The organism is Flavobacterium kochi (genome assembly GCF_048286715.1).
Taxonomy (GTDB): Bacteria; Bacteroidota; Bacteroidia; order Flavobacteriales; family Flavobacteriaceae; genus Flavobacterium.
Map to the genome: position 1 here is coordinate 167403 of NZ_JBLVPW010000005.1, position 14694 is coordinate 182096.

General features: G+C 35.4%; 13 protein-coding genes. 9 read left to right on the plus strand and 4 right to left on the minus strand.

Annotation, left to right across the window (positions count from 1 at the left end):
- The first annotated feature begins 44 nt into the window (after window positions 1-44).
- On the plus strand, window positions 45-1907 hold the full coding sequence (locus ACNQGH_RS06385; protein WP_417955149.1) for an ABC-F family ATP-binding cassette domain-containing protein: 1863 nt from the start codon (window positions 45-47) through the stop codon (window positions 1905-1907).
- 172 nt (window positions 1908-2079) lie between these two features.
- Here the strand turns inward: ACNQGH_RS06385 and ACNQGH_RS06390 are convergent, their stop codons facing one another.
- Window positions 2080-2385 carry a hypothetical protein gene (locus ACNQGH_RS06390; RefSeq protein ID WP_417955150.1) on the minus strand — a complete coding sequence of 102 codons (306 nt, stop codon included), beginning with the start codon at window positions 2383-2385 and terminating at the stop codon, window positions 2080-2082.
- 198 nt (window positions 2386-2583) lie between these two features.
- Window positions 2584-4134: an SDR family NAD(P)-dependent oxidoreductase gene (locus ACNQGH_RS06395; protein ID WP_417955211.1), complete on the minus strand. Its 1551-nt coding sequence runs from the start codon at window positions 4132-4134 to the stop codon at window positions 2584-2586.
- 131 nt (window positions 4135-4265) lie between these two features.
- Between ACNQGH_RS06395 and ACNQGH_RS06400 the strand changes: the two genes are divergently transcribed.
- Together ACNQGH_RS06400 and ACNQGH_RS06405 are read left to right on the plus strand one after the other, a co-directional pair.
- Window positions 4266-5075 carry an O-methyltransferase gene (locus tag ACNQGH_RS06400; RefSeq protein ID WP_417955151.1) on the plus strand — a complete coding sequence of 270 codons (810 nt, stop codon included), beginning with the start codon at window positions 4266-4268 and terminating at the stop codon, window positions 5073-5075.
- Between the two features lie 32 nt (window positions 5076-5107).
- A complete protein-coding gene (locus ACNQGH_RS06405; RefSeq protein ID WP_417955152.1) occupies window positions 5108-5737 on the plus strand; it encodes a carbonic anhydrase in 630 nt (209 codons plus the stop codon).
- A gap of 120 nt (window positions 5738-5857) precedes the next feature.
- On the opposite strand, the gene ACNQGH_RS06410 is transcribed toward ACNQGH_RS06405, so the two are convergent.
- Complete coding sequence (locus ACNQGH_RS06410) at window positions 5858-6541, minus strand: hypothetical protein (protein ID WP_417955153.1); 684 nt, start codon at window positions 6539-6541, stop codon at window positions 5858-5860.
- Window positions 6542-6926: 385 nt separating this feature from the next.
- On the opposite strand from ACNQGH_RS06410, the gene ACNQGH_RS06415 reads away from it, so the two are divergent.
- The 5 genes from ACNQGH_RS06415 (at window position 6927) to secA (ending at window position 13136) form a co-directional block, all read left to right on the plus strand.
- Entirely contained in the window at window positions 6927-7613 is a 687-nt protein-coding gene (locus ACNQGH_RS06415; protein ID WP_417955154.1) for an ABC transporter ATP-binding protein, read from the plus strand.
- 163 nt (window positions 7614-7776) lie between these two features.
- Complete coding sequence (locus tag ACNQGH_RS06420; RefSeq protein WP_417955155.1) at window positions 7777-8634, plus strand: ATP-grasp domain-containing protein; 858 nt, start codon at window positions 7777-7779, stop codon at window positions 8632-8634.
- A gap of 32 nt (window positions 8635-8666) precedes the next feature.
- Complete coding sequence (locus ACNQGH_RS06425) at window positions 8667-9236, plus strand: cob(I)yrinic acid a,c-diamide adenosyltransferase (RefSeq protein WP_417955156.1); 570 nt, start codon at window positions 8667-8669, stop codon at window positions 9234-9236.
- Window positions 9237-9484: 248 nt separating this feature from the next.
- Window positions 9485-9706 (plus strand): DUF2795 domain-containing protein, encoded by a 222-nt coding sequence (locus ACNQGH_RS06430; RefSeq protein WP_007138072.1) that lies wholly within the window; start codon window positions 9485-9487, stop codon window positions 9704-9706.
- An 85-nt stretch (window positions 9707-9791) separates the two neighbouring features.
- Entirely contained in the window at window positions 9792-13136 is a 3345-nt protein-coding gene (secA, locus tag ACNQGH_RS06435; protein ID WP_417955157.1) for a preprotein translocase subunit SecA, read from the plus strand.
- A gap of 91 nt (window positions 13137-13227) precedes the next feature.
- Here the strand turns inward: secA and ACNQGH_RS06440 are convergent, their stop codons facing one another.
- Complete coding sequence (locus ACNQGH_RS06440) at window positions 13228-13890, minus strand: TrmH family RNA methyltransferase (protein ID WP_417955158.1); 663 nt, start codon at window positions 13888-13890, stop codon at window positions 13228-13230.
- 65 nt (window positions 13891-13955) lie between these two features.
- Between ACNQGH_RS06440 and ACNQGH_RS06445 the strand changes: the two genes are divergently transcribed.
- Window positions 13956-14648: an SIR2 family NAD-dependent protein deacylase gene (locus ACNQGH_RS06445; RefSeq protein ID WP_417955159.1), complete on the plus strand. Its 693-nt coding sequence runs from the start codon at window positions 13956-13958 to the stop codon at window positions 14646-14648.
- The last annotated feature ends 46 nt before the right edge of the window (window positions 14649-14694 follow it).

Here is a 14694-nt window from a genome sequence, read left to right on the forward strand (position 1 = left end):
CAAATCGACATTTAATAGCTTACTTTTGCAAAAAATTTAGCCTTGTGAATTACCTATCTGTCGAAAATATCTCTAAATCTTTTGGAGAAAGAACACTTTTTGAAAATATTTCTTTTGGGATTAATAAAGACCAAAAAATCGCTTTTATTGCCAAAAATGGCTCTGGAAAAACGACCATTATGAGTATTATTAATGGTTTAGACGAGCCTGATACTGGACAGGTCGTTTTGAGAAAAGGCATAAAAATGGCTTTCCTTTCGCAAAACAACAATTTGCAGGACGAACTGACTATTGAAGAAAGCATTTTTGCTTCGGATAATGAGACCTTGAAAGTCATTGAAGCCTATGAAAAAGCATTAGAAAATCCTGAGGATGAAGAAGCATATCAAAAAGCTTTTGACGGAATGGATCAACACAATGCTTGGGATTTTGAAACGCAATACAAGCAAATTTTGTTTAAACTGAAGTTGGAAGATTTTAAACTGAAAGTAAGGAATCTTTCCGGCGGACAGAAAAAACGTTTGTCACTGGCTATCATTTTAATTAATCGTCCAGATTTGCTGATTTTGGACGAACCTACGAATCACCTGGATTTAGAGATGATTGAATGGCTAGAAAGTTATTTTGCTAAAGAAAATATTACGTTGTTTATGGTAACACACGACCGTTTCTTCCTGGAGCGTGTTTGTAACGAAATCATTGAATTAGACAATGGAAAATTATACCAATACAAAGGAAATTACTCCTATTATTTAGAGAAAAAAGAGGAACGTATCGCATCCGAAAATTCAAGTGTGGATAAAGCGCAAAACCTTTTCGTGAAAGAATTGGAATGGATGCGCCGTCAGCCAAAAGCGAGAACGACCAAATCGAAATCGCGGCAGGATGATTTTTATGATATTAAGGAAAAAGCACAAAGTCGCCGCCGTGAAAACAAAGTAGAGCTTGAAATTAACATGGAACGTATGGGAAGCAAGATCATTGAGCTTCACAAAATTTCCAAAAAATTCAAAGATCATGTGATTTTGAATAATTTCAGTTTTGATTTTCAACGTGGAGAACGCATTGGAATTATTGGAAAAAATGGAACTGGAAAATCAACTTTCTTGAATTTATTGACGGGTACTCTTCCGCTTGATGGTGGAAAAGTAGTGATTGGTGAAACGATAAAAGTAGGATACTATACCCAAAGCGGGATTAACCCGAAACCCGGACAACGCGTTATTGATGTGATTAAGGAATACGGAGAATTCATTCCGTTGATGAAAGGAAAATTGATTTCGGCTTCGCAATTATTAGAGCGTTTTCTATTTGATTCTAAAAAACAATATGATTTTGTAGATCGATTGAGCGGCGGGGAATTGAAACGTTTGTACTTGTGTACTGTTTTGATTCAGAATCCTAATTTCCTTATTCTTGATGAGCCTACGAATGATTTGGATATTGTAACCCTGAATGTTTTGGAAAGTTTTCTTTTAGATTATCCTGGTTGTCTTTTAGTGGTTTCTCATGACCGCTATTTCATGGATAAAATTGTAGATCACTTATTCATTTTCAGAGGTGATGGTGTAATTGAAGATTTCCCTGGAAATTATTCTGATTTCAGAGCGTATGAAGACAGCGCCGATGTAGCACAGAAAGAAGAAAACAAAGCAGATAAGAAAGATTGGAAACAAAACAATCCGATAGGAAACCTCACATTTAATGAGCAAAAAGAATTTCAAAAAACGGAACGAGAAATCAAAGATTTAGAAATTCAGAAAGCGACTATTGAGCAATTGTTCTCGGACGGAAAAATTGCTGAAGGCGATATTGAAAAGAAAGCCAACGAATTGAAAAACATCATCAATAAAATTGAAGAGAAAGAGGAAAGATGGTTTGAGCTTTCCGCTAAGATCGAAGCATAAAACCTATTTTATACTATTTACAACCCCAACACTTTTAGCGGTAACGTCTAAAATTGTTGGGGTTGTTTTTTAGAAAAAAAATAATCCATAAAAAACCACATCAAAATCCAAATGCTGTTGTGGTTTTTTCATATGTGTTTTATTTTATAAACTCGTATTGCTTGTAATTGATTTATGCAATAAACAAGGTATGCTTGTGGTAGTTATATAAAATCAAATCGTAAGGAACTAATTTAGGTGCTACTTTTTCTGAAGAAGCATCAAAACTAATATTGTTGTGTTTTCTGAACAAGTAAATTTCTTTCAAACAATTGGACAACCTTTTGTGAATTAATGTCTTAAAAGTCGGCAATTGCTTGTCTCCTACTAACAAATCAATTTGGTAATTAGAACTCGTTTTCGATAGATTATTTCCGATGATTCTTATAGTAAATTTTGTCGGAATTCCGTCTTGTTCCCCTTGATATTGTACTACCATACTATTTAATATTAAAATGTGGTTAAATTAAATTTTATATCTCAACTTTTATATTTGTTGAATTCTGAATTAAAGTTAATAAAGAAAAGAAAACTGCATAATAATAGACCCTAAATTATTAATTTACAACAAAACTAACTAATAAAATGTTTTCAAACCCAATTTAATATTCTAAAAATTTCATAAACTTTATAGTTTTTACCAAGGAATCGGATTGTAATCTTTCAAAAACTTCCCGCACCAATGTTTTCCTGTATTGATACCGTCAAACAAGGGATCCATAACCCGTGCTGCACCATCAACAATATCTAATGGCGGTTGAAAATCTTCTTCTTCCTGTTTTCTTTTGGCTAATTCTGCCGGATCTTCATCAGTAACCCAACCCGTATCTACCGCATTCATAAAAATACCGTCTTTTGCCAAAGTACCGGAGGATGTATGGGTCAGCATATTCAAAGCGGCTTTAGCCATATTGGTATGTGGATGACGGTCTTCCTTAAAAAAGCGGTGGAATTTTCCTTCCATAGCCGAAACATTAATAATGTGTTTTTGTCCCGTATTGTCTTTCTTCATTACTTCTGAAAGGCGGTTGCACAATACAAAAGGCGCCACCGAATTTACAAGTTGCACTTCAATCATTTCGGTCGTTTCGATTTGTCCCAACCGCAATCGCCAGCTATTGGTCTTTCTCAAATCTACCTGCTGCAAATCGGCGTCGAGTTCCCCTTCCGGGAAAACTTCATTCGCTACCAACGCATTATCAAAAGAATATGGAATTTGCGATAATTTGGCAGAAGCCCTTAAACCAATTCCCGGTTCCGGTCCGTGCCAAGTCACAGGCATATTTTGATTCGAAGAAACTCCTGTCGTCAATACTTTTAATTCTTCGAGACAATGGGTATGATCCAGCAACACCTCTTGCGCTTGTTTGGGCAAAGAAGTTATGCAGCGCACTTCGTTTTCCATTAAATGGGTATAGAATCCGGATGGACGTCTCACGGTTTGTGCCGCATTATTGATCAGGATATCCAAACGCTCGTATTTTTGCTCAATAAAATTGCAAAAAATCTCCACACTGGGAATATGTCGTAAATCCAATCCGTGAATTTTTAAACGATGTCCCCAATCCCTGAAATCTTCCTCCTTAGAAAAACGCAATGCTGAATCCACCGGAAAACGTGTCGTAGCAATAACAGTTGCTCCCCCACGCAGCAGCATCAAAGTAATGTGATACCCTATTTTTAGACGGGAACCTGTAATAACGGCTACTTGTCCCTTTACATCTGCCATTTGAAAACGTTTGGCATAGTTAAAATCGCCACAATCGGTACACATCGTATCATAAAAATGATGCATTTTAGTAAACTCCGTTTTACAGACATAGCAATTTCTGGGAGTTTCTAACTCTAATTGTTCTCTTTGATCGAGATGGTTCATCGCCAATAATTTTGGCGCGACAAAAACACTTGCTTCACGGGCGTGACGAATTCCGGTCTCTTTACGAGCGGTTCTGTCCCGCTTTTCCATTTTTCGTTTAATTGCCAGCTTTCCGTTCTTTTTTCTACGGGAAAGTTCGTCACGATCCGGTCTGGAAAACATACCTGCGGCTTTGATTAAAGCGGTTCTTTGCTCTTTCGGGATATCAAATATTTGGTCTGTATCGGTATTCAATTGTGCTAAAATGGCGATGCATCGGTCAATTTCTGCTGAACTTATTGCAATCACATTCTCTATTTCTTCCTTCACCATCATAAAAACGTATATTTTTCTTGGTATCAATTCCAAGGCGGCAAATATAGTCTTTAAAGTCATAACGTCATGATCTTGATTTTCAACTAGCGACTTTTTTGTATCTTCGCGCCTACTTTGCAAATGTCTTTATGTTATTTCAAATAAAACCCTACTTACTATTTCTTTGGCGCTCTAAAAATGAGCATGCCGTACACTCGCCGTTTGTATTTAACGTATTGACCAAATGTTTTTATGACAAAAAATCAAAACCGGAATATGCTATTTTAAGGAATTTCAGAAATTCACTTTTAGAAAATAAAAACGATATTGAAGTAACCGATTTTGGTGCAGGTTCGAAAGTTTTTAAATCCAATACAAGAACAATTTCCAAGATTGCCAAAACTGCAGGAATTACTGCGGGGCGAGCCCAATTATTATTTAGAATTATACATTATTTTCAGCCTGATACTATTTTAGAAATAGGTACCTCATTAGGATTAGCAACTTCCGCCCTATCTTTAGGTAATTTAAAAGCAAAAATAATCACCTTGGAAGGTTGCCCCGAAACTGCAAAAATTGCCCAGGAACAATTCAGACAATTTGGCTTAACAAATATAAATTCAGTTATAACAGAATTTAGTCTGTATTTAAAAGATCAAAACCTAAAATGCAACCCGGGAGTTCTGTTGGATCAGGCAAAGCAAACCCAAAGCCTAATCTATTTCGACGGCAATCACTCCAAAAAAGCCACATTAGATTATTTCGAATTATTACTCCCTACAATAACTAACGAATCCGTTTGGATATTCGATGATATTCATTGGTCATCAGCAATGGAAGAAGCTTGGGAAATCATCAAAAAACATCCAAAAGTAACCGTAACTATTGACACTTTTCAATGGGGACTGGTATTTTTTAGAAGAGAACAGGAAAAAGAGCATTTTGTGATTCGAATTTAGATTTTGTACCTTTAAACTTCAAAACAACACTCATGGACATCAAACAAATTTTTAAGAATAATCGCAACTGGATTGCCAAACAACTTCAATCTGACGAAAATTACTTTAAAAAATTATCAGAAGGGCAAGCTCCTGAATTTCTTTATGTGGGTTGTTCTGACAGCCGTGTTTCTGCTGAAGAACTCATGGGCTTGCAACCAGGACAGGTTTTTGTACATCGAAACATTGCCAACATAGTTCCCAATACTGACCTGAACTCCATGTCAGTTATTAATTATGCCGTAGTGCATCTAAAAGTAAATCATATTGTAGTTTGTGGTCATTATGGATGTGGTGGTGTGCATGCCGCCATGCAACAATCTGATTTGGGCATTCTGAATCCCTGGTTAAGAAATATTCGCGATGTGTACCGAATTCACAGAAAAGAATTGGGCTCCATAACAAATGAGGAAGAAAGATATAAAAGACTTGTGGAATTGAATGTGCAGGAACAATGTATCAATATCATAAAAACTGCCGAAGTTCAAAAAGCAAACAGCGAACGCGATTTAAAAGTTTACGGATGGATTTTTGACATCCACTCCGGTACACTAATTGACCTAAAAATAAACTTTGATGAAATATTAAAGGATATTAAAGAAATCTACAAAATAGCAACATAATTAACTATTCTTTTAAATAACATTTAAACGACAACATAAAGAATCAATATTGGAAAAACTAAGACGTAAAAAAATGACAGCCATCGCTGACTGTCATCTTTCCTTTGAATTAGTAATTCCTTATTCTTTAGCTCTTTTCATTTCTCCTGCTTTCGCCCCCATTCTATTCACTTTCAACATTGGAGCAAATTTGAATTTTAAACCTGCAATTTTTCTATTATCTTCAGATGACAGACCTTCTTTTTCAACAGTGTTTTTTCTACTGTCAAGTGCTTCGTACATTAATTTAATTTCATCCCAGTCTTCACGTGAATAACTGTCTTTGTTATCTTCAACAGTATGGATGAATTGTTGGTAAACGCTATGTATATTATCTTTGTTTACCCAACTAAAATTCATATCATCCCCAATTTTTCCTTGACCAAACAACGCATTTCTTAATTGCTGTTTTGGATTTACTGGTGCAGCAGTAACAGCAGTAACTTGTTGCTCTGCTTTTTCAGCTTCATATTTAACTTTTAAAGCTTCGTATTTGGCTCTACTTGCATCAAGACGCTCCTGCGCTTTTGCGTTATCTTTCATGTTTGCTATGGCAGCTTCAGCTTCTCCACTTTTTAATTCATAAGTAGCCTCAATTCCCTGCCAGTTACCTTTAGCATCTTCTGCAGCAACATTACCAACTGAATCTACGTACATAACGTAGCTATCAACTGTTTTCTCTGCCTGTTCAGCTTTTTCATCCTTACAAGATGTAAATCCTAAAGCGATTACCGCTATACCTAATAATAACTTTTTACTTTCCATAATTTCCTGATTTTGATTAAATATTATTCAAACAAAGTTAAGCAACATTGCTAATAAACCAATGCAAATACAAAAATTTCATAAAATATTCATGTAATTATGAAATAAAAAGAAATAAAGTGTGAATTATATAAATTATTGCTATAATAGTATAAAACAATAAAGAACGATTTTATTTATTAAAAATCGCGTTTTTAAGAGAAATCCCAAAAACCAAAATTGACACTTCTATATAAATTATTTTGCCATTTCAAATTGAAGCGAAAAATTGTAACAAATTTAAAAAATAACTACTTATTACTAATTCAAAAGTCTTTTGTACTTTTAAAATCTAAAATTTAAAATCTCCCTAAGCGCAAACTAAGGGCAAAAATCATAAATCCTAATGACAAACCCGCTAATAAAAATAACCAATATCAAACGAGATTTTGTACTCGGTAATGAAATCGTTTATGTTCTTAAAGGCATTGATTTAGCAATAAATAAAGGTGAATATGTGGCATTAATGGGGCCTTCAGGATCTGGAAAATCTACTTTAATGAATTTATTAGGTTGCTTGGACACACCAACTTCCGGGAGTTACATTCTAAACGGAAAAGATGTAAGCCAGATGAAAGATGATGAATTAGCTGAAATTCGTAATAAAGAGATAGGATTTGTTTTCCAGACTTTTAACCTTTTACCCAGAACAACCGCACTAGACAATGTGGCCTTACCCATGATTTATGCAGGATTTTCAAAATCAGATAGAAATAAGCGAGCCACTGAAGTTTTGGAACAAGTAAATCTTGCCGATAGAATGGACCACCAACCCAACCAACTTTCCGGTGGGCAACGCCAGCGTGTAGCTATCGCTCGTGCTTTAGTCAACAAACCATCTATCATTCTTGCTGATGAACCTACCGGAAATTTAGACAGTAAAACATCGCTTGAAATCATGAAACTTTTTGGAGACATTCATGCCAACGGCAACACGGTAATTCTGGTAACTCACGAAGAGGAAATCGCGGCTTATGCGCACCGAATCATTCGTTTAAGAGATGGAATGATAGAAAGTGACACTACCAAATAGTTTTTTCAGCAATCATTTACTTTGTCAGTCTGCTCCGCTCGTGTCCGGCTATTCGCCTGTATCTCTTTTTATAAAGAAAAAGAAAGAAGACACCGCTATAATCGAGGGCTAGACAATCCAAATTACAATAGTATTTAAAATTCGAAATAACACCTGGCATACAATGAAAATCGCAATACTGACCTGTGAAAAACTCCCCGATTTAAATCCGGAAGATCGAAAAATAATTCCTGCATTAGCAATATATAACATCGAAGCCAAAGCAGTAATTTGGAGTGACAAAACCATCAACTGGACAGATTTCGACTATTTAATTTTTCGCAATACTTGGGACTATTTTGAAAAAGAAGCCGAATTTACCATTTGGCTGAACCAAATAGTAAAATTAGGAATTAAAACATTAAACCCCATTGAAGTAATCAAGCAAAATATACATAAGTTTTATTTGCGAAAAATAGAAAAGCAGGGAATTTTAATTCTTTCGACTGTTTTTATTGATAAAACCGACAATCTGAATCTCCAGAAACTTATTCCCTCACATTGGAAAAAAGCAGTCATAAAACCTGCCTTCTCAGCGGGCTCTTATCTCACGGAAGTATTTGAAGTATCGGATATTGCCAATATAAACGAACGCTATGCAGCAATAGCTTCGGAGAAAGAATTGCTTCTACAGGAATTCATGCCCCAAATTCAGACTTTGGGTGAAACCTCTTTCATCTTTTTTAATAAAAAATTCTCCCATGCTGTAAATAAAAAACCTGTTGACGGAGATTTCAGAGTACAATCTCAATTTGGAGGAAAATACAGTTTGGTTCAACCAAATCAGGCACTTATTGAAAAAGCGCTAAAAATTGTCCATACTTTTCAAGATAATTTACTATACGCCAGAGTTGACGGAATAGTAATTGACAATGAATTGCACTTAATGGAAATTGAATGCATTGAACCGGACTTGTATTTCAATCTTAGTGACGGCTCACTGGAACGATTTGTTACAGCAATAGTGGAATTAATACAGTAAATTTGTTCTTTTAAAATCAAAGAAAACCTTAGATGAAAGTATACACAAAAACTGGGGATAAAGGAACAACAGCTCTTTTTGGCGGAACCAGGGTCCCAAAAGACCATGCCCGTATAGAAAGTTACGGTACAGTTGACGAATTGAATTCCCACATAGGTTTAATTCGGGATCAGGAAATGAATAGTCATTACACAGAAATCCTTCTAGAAATTCAAGATCGATTATTTACCGTTGGTGCCCTATTGGCTACGCCTCCGGAAAAAGAGATAATGAAAAATGGCGCATTGCGCTTAAAAAAACTGGGAATTATAGAATCCGATATTGAATTACTGGAAAATGAAATTGACGCCATGGAAGAAGCATTGCCGCCAATGACCCATTTTGTGCTTCCTGGCGGACATACTACTGTGTCATATTGTCATATAGCGCGTTGCGTTTGTCGCAGAGCAGAGCGTTTAGCAGTGCATTTAAGCCACAATGAACCCGTTGCTGAAATCGCGATCAAGTACCTGAACCGACTTTCTGACTATCTTTTTGTGTTGGCACGAAAGTTGTCTCATGATTTGAACGCTGAAGAAGTTCAATGGATTCCAAGGAAATAACATTTTTGATATCAGAGTACTATTTTTTGATGTCACATTTTTAAAAACTTAGAAATTCATAGGTAATAGATTGAACAACATTATTTTAAAAGATTTAATTACTATTTTTTTTAAATCAAAAAGCGTTAATCTAAAATCAGAAATCAGCAATAAAAAAAACGTTCTTAACTTTTTATTAAAATAAATCGATTTTTACTTGTCTTTTTCAGTAAAAAATTTATTTTTGCACAAAACTAAATCGACAACAGATGTATTGGACATTAGAATTAGCATCATATTTAAGTGATGCCCCGTGGCCTGCTAACAAAGACGAACTTATTGACTACGCTATTAGAGCAGGAGCTCCATTAGAAGTAGTAGAAAACCTTCAATCTATAGAGGATGAAGGCGAGATATATGAATCAATGGAAGAAATTTGGCCAGATTATCCTACAGACGAAGATTATCTTTGGAATGAGGATGAATATTAAAAAAGTAAACCAAGAAAAAGTCTCAAAAGAGGCTTTTTTTTTGTTTAAATTTACACAATTACACAAACAGAAATAAAAACATATTATGAGTTTTATAAACAGTATCATTAAAGTCTTTGTTGGAGATAAATCTCAAAAAGATGTCAAGGCTTTACAACCTTATCTTAACAAAATTAAAACTTTTGAAAACCCTCTAATGGCATTATCTAATGATGAACTTAGAGCGCGTACAGCATTTTTCAAAGAAAAAATAAAACAAGCCCGTTCTGAAAAAGATGCTAAAATTAACGAACTAAAACAGGAAGTTGAAAGCATTGAAGACATTGATAAAAGAGAAGATATTTATATCGCTATTGATGCGCTGGAAAAAGAGGCTTACGATATTTCGGAAAAAACATTAATGGAAATTCTTCCTGAAGCATTTGCTGTCGTAAAAGAAACGGCAAGACGATTTAAAGACAACACTCAAATCGTTGTAACTGCAACTGCAAAAGACCGTGAATTTTCGGCAACTAAAAGCTATATCACTTTAGATGGCGATAATGCCATCTGGGCTAATTCATGGAGTGCTGCGGGTAAAGAAATTACTTGGGACATGATTCACTATGACGTTCAATTAATTGGCGGAATGGTTTTGCATGAAGGAAAAGTAGCTGAGATGCAAACCGGTGAAGGAAAAACATTGGTAGCAACCTTACCTCTTTATTTAAATGCTTTGACTGGAAACGGAGTGCATTTGGTAACTGTGAATGATTACTTGGCAAAACGTGATAGTACATGGAAAGCGCCTTTGTTCGAATTTCATGGATTGACTGTTGAATGTATTGACAATTACCAACCCAGTTCTGAAGGAAGAAAAAAAGCATATAATGCTGACATAACTTACGGAACGAATAATGAGTTTGGTTTTGATTACTTAAGAGATAACATGGCCCATACGCCAGATGAGCTAGTTCAAAGAAAACACAATTACGCCATTGTCGATGAGGTCGATTCTGTTTTGATTGATGATGCAAGAACACCATTGATTATTTCAGGACCAGTTCCACAAGGAGATCGTCATGAATTCATGGAGATGAAACCAAAGATTGAAAACTTAGTTAGTTTACAACGTCAGTTAGCTAACGGTTTTTTATCAGAAGCTAAAAAATTAATTAAAGAAGGAAATACCAAAGAAGGTGGATTCTTATTATTAAGAGCTTACAGAAGTTTACCTAAAAATAAAGCTTTAATTAAGTTTTTGAGTGAAGAAGGAATTAAACAATTGCTTCAAAAAACGGAAAACCAATACATGCAGGACAACAATCGTGAAATGCATAAGATTGATGAAGCGTTGTATTTTGTAATTGAAGAAAAAAATAACCAGGTTGAATTGACTGATAACGGAATAAAATTCCTTTCAGGAGATACTGATTCTGACTTTTTTGTCCTTCCGGATATTGGAACCGAGATTGCAGCTATCGAAAAGAAAAAATTGGATAAAGATACTGAAGCGGAAGAAAAAGAAAAATTATTCCAAGATTTCGGAATTAAAAGTGAGCGTATTCATACGTTGACTCAACTTTTAAAAGCCTATACTTTATTTGAAAAAGATGTAGAATATGTAATCATGGACAATAAAATCATGATTGTTGATGAGCAAACAGGCCGTATTATGGATGGTCGTCGTTACTCTGATGGATTGCACCAGGCAATTGAAGCTAAAGAAAACGTAAAAATCGAAGCTGCCACGCAAACATTTGCAACAGTAACTTTACAAAACTATTTCAGAATGTACAGCAAACTTGGCGGTATGACTGGAACAGCAGTAACTGAAGCGGGTGAGTTATGGCAAATATACAAACTGGATGTTGTTGAAATTCCTACTAACAGAGGAATGTCCAGAAAAGACAAAGAAGATTTTATTTATAAAACCACTCGTGAAAAATTCAATGCCGTAATTGAAGATGTAACCCAATTATCTAATGCCGGAAGACCTGTATTAATTGGAACAACTTCGGTAGAGATTTCGGAATTATTAAGCCGAATGTTAAAAATGAGAGGGGTTACGCATAATGTATTGAATGCAAAAATGCACAAACAAGAAGCTCAAATTGTTGAAGAAGCAGGAAAATCAGGTGTTGTGACGATCGCTACTAACATGGCCGGTCGTGGTACCGATATCAAATTATCTGCTGAAGTAAAAGCTGCGGGCGGATTAGCTATTGTAGGAACGGAACGTCACGATTCGCGTCGTGTCGACCGTCAGTTACGTGGTCGTGCAGGTCGTCAAGGTGACCCTGGAAGTTCTCAGTTTTATGTTTCACTTGAAGACAACCTCATGCGTTTATTTGGTTCTGAAAGAGTTGCAAAAGTGATGGATAGAATGGGATTACAAGAAGGCGAAGTGATTCAGCATTCTATGATGACCAAATCTATCGAACGTGCTCAGAAAAAAGTAGAAGAAAACAATTTTGGTGTTCGTAAACGTTTATTGGAATACGATGACGTTATGAATGCACAACGTGAAGTAGTTTACAAACGTCGTCGTCATGCGCTGTTTGGAGAACGTTTGAAGTTGGATATTGCCAACATGCTTTATGACACTTGCGAATTGATTGTTGATGAAAACAAAGCAACAAATAATTTTAAAAACTTTGAATTCGAATTAATTCGTTATTTCTCTATCACTTCTCCGGTTACCGAAAGTGAGTTTGTGAAATCGAATGAAATGGAATTAACAGGAAAAGTATATAAAGCTACACTTGAATTTTATACTGAAAAAACAGAAAGAAGTGCAAGAGAAGCATTTCCTATCATAAAAAATGTCTACGAAGATAAAAACAATCAGTTTGAGCGCATTGTAGTACCATTTACTGATGGAATCAAGACCTTAAATGTGGTTACCGATTTGAAGAAAGCATACGATACTGAAGGGGCACAACTTGTTGCTGATTTTGAGAAAAACATTACTTTGTCTATAGTGGATGAAGCTTGGAAAAAACACTTACGCAAAATGGACGAGTTGAAACAATCCGTTCAACTTGCAGTTCACGAACAAAAAGATCCTTTGCTAATTTACAAACTGGAAGCTTTTAATTTGTTTAGAGCTATGTTAGACAATGTGAATAAAGAAGTTATCTCATTCTTGTTCAAGGGTGATTTACCAGCTCAAGAGAATCAACAAATTCAGGAAGCAAAAGAAGTTCGTCAGAAAGAAGATTATAAATTGAGCAAAGACGAAATTCCGAATAGCGAAAATATAAATCGTGAAGCTGGCGAAACGCAACAACGACAAGTAACTGAAACTATTGTGAGAGACATGCCAAAAATCAATCGCAATGACAATGTTACCATTAAACAAGTAGCTACCGGAAAAACAGAAACTATGAAGTTCAAAAAAGCGGAAAACCTACTGTCATCTGGAGAATGGGTTATTGTGAATGAATAATCGTTCTGAAACTGCTAAAAATAAAATCCCTAATTACGAAAGTAGTTGGGGATTTTTCATTTGATCCTAATTAAGAAGTGTATTATCGAAATTATTTCACATTTTCCGCAAAATACCGTTCCTCTATTCTTTTAATATCTTTTATCGAATTCTTGGCCCACGCTAATCTTTTTACCAAAATTTCTTCTTCGGATAAATGCCAGTCCAGGTTTGAATTACGCAATCGATTCGTCAAATTTTGAATAATGATTGCCGCTGAAACCGAGATATTCAAACTCTCCGTAAAACCAACCATCGGAATTTTCAGAAAACCATCAGCGCGTTGTAAAATTTCTTCAGACAATCCGTCTCTTTCTGTTCCAAAAAACAAAGCACTCGGTTTTGAGATATCAAAATCCTCTAGCAGACAATCATTTTCATGAGGTGTAGTGGCAATAATCTGATAGCCTTTACTTTTTAATGTATCCACACAGTTGACTATACTGTCAAATGTATTAATATCAACCCATTTTTGAGCACCCATCGCAATTTCCTTATCGATACTTTTTCCGTAACGCTGTTCAATGACATTCAATTCCTGAATTCCGAAAACTTCACAACTGCGCATTACCGCACTGGTATTGTGCATCTGAAAAATATCTTCAACGGCAATAGTAAAATGATTGGTTCTGTTTTCCAATACTTTCAGAAATTTTTCTTTTCGGTTTTCGGTAAGGATATTTTCTAGAAAATTAAGATAATCGATATCAATCATTATGGGTGTTTTTTTGGTAAAAATACTAAAAAAGACTAGCTTTATTCTCTTAATGCATTGTACAAATGAAAAAGAAATTAGTGGTTTTAACAGGAGCGGGAATAAGTGCTGAAAGTGGTATTAAAACTTTTCGTGATAGCGACGGGCTTTGGGAAGGTCATAACGTTATGGATGTTGCAACACCCGAAGGTTGGCATAAAAATCCGGCTTTAGTGCTTGATTTTTATAATCAAAGACGAAAACAACTCAAAGAAGTCCAACCGAATAGAGGACATCAAATTTTAGCAGAATTAGAAAATGAATTTGACGTATATATTATTACCCAAAATGTAGATGATCTACACGAACGTGCTGGAAGCTCTAACGTCCTACACCTTCATGGCGAATTATTGAAAGTGAGAAGCTCTAAAAATGTTAACTACATCCTGGATTGGCAAGATGATTTGAATTTTGGCGATTTCGATAACAATCAAAACCAACTAAGACCCCATATTGTCTGGTTTGGAGAAGCCGTTCCAGCACTTGACGAAGCAATTGCAATAACACAAAAAGCGGATTATTTTGCTGTCATCGGCACTTCGTTGCAAGTCTATCCTGCTGCAGGATTAATCGATTTCACAACTCAAGAAACACCTATTTTTTATATTGATCCAAAACCCATAAAGATCCCGAATCTCCGAAATCCATTAGATGTGATTCCTGAAGTGGCTTCTAAGGGAGTGAAAATACTAAAAAAGAAGCTAATCGGCTTTATTTAAAAACCATTCGTTTTCTATTTTGTCGCGAAAGGTTTATATTTGTGCC

Bases quoted from the DNA above. Each gene is read 5' to 3' on its own strand.
- ACNQGH_RS06390 (WP_417955150.1), bottom strand. From the start codon at position 2,385: ATGGTAGTACAATATCAAGGGGAACAAGACGGAATTCCGACAAAATTT.
- ACNQGH_RS06395 (WP_417955211.1), bottom strand. From the start codon at position 4,134: ATGGTGAAGGAAGAAATAGAGAATGTGATTGCAATAAGTTCAGCAGAA.
- ACNQGH_RS06400 (WP_417955151.1), top strand. From the start codon at position 4,266: ATGTTATTTCAAATAAAACCCTACTTACTATTTCTTTGGCGCTCTAAA.
- ACNQGH_RS06405 (WP_417955152.1), top strand. From the start codon at position 5,108: ATGGACATCAAACAAATTTTTAAGAATAATCGCAACTGGATTGCCAAA.
- ACNQGH_RS06410 (WP_417955153.1), bottom strand. From the start codon at position 6,541: ATGGAAAGTAAAAAGTTATTATTAGGTATAGCGGTAATCGCTTTAGGA.
- ACNQGH_RS06415 (WP_417955154.1), top strand. From the start codon at position 6,927: ATGACAAACCCGCTAATAAAAATAACCAATATCAAACGAGATTTTGTA.
- ACNQGH_RS06420 (WP_417955155.1), top strand. From the start codon at position 7,777: ATGAAAATCGCAATACTGACCTGTGAAAAACTCCCCGATTTAAATCCG.
- ACNQGH_RS06425 (WP_417955156.1), top strand. From the start codon at position 8,667: ATGAAAGTATACACAAAAACTGGGGATAAAGGAACAACAGCTCTTTTT.
- ACNQGH_RS06430 (WP_007138072.1), top strand. From the start codon at position 9,485: ATGTATTGGACATTAGAATTAGCATCATATTTAAGTGATGCCCCGTGG.
- secA (WP_417955157.1), top strand. From the start codon at position 9,792: ATGAGTTTTATAAACAGTATCATTAAAGTCTTTGTTGGAGATAAATCT.
- ACNQGH_RS06440 (WP_417955158.1), bottom strand. From the start codon at position 13,890: ATGATTGATATCGATTATCTTAATTTTCTAGAAAATATCCTTACCGAA.
- ACNQGH_RS06445 (WP_417955159.1), top strand. From the start codon at position 13,956: ATGAAAAAGAAATTAGTGGTTTTAACAGGAGCGGGAATAAGTGCTGAA.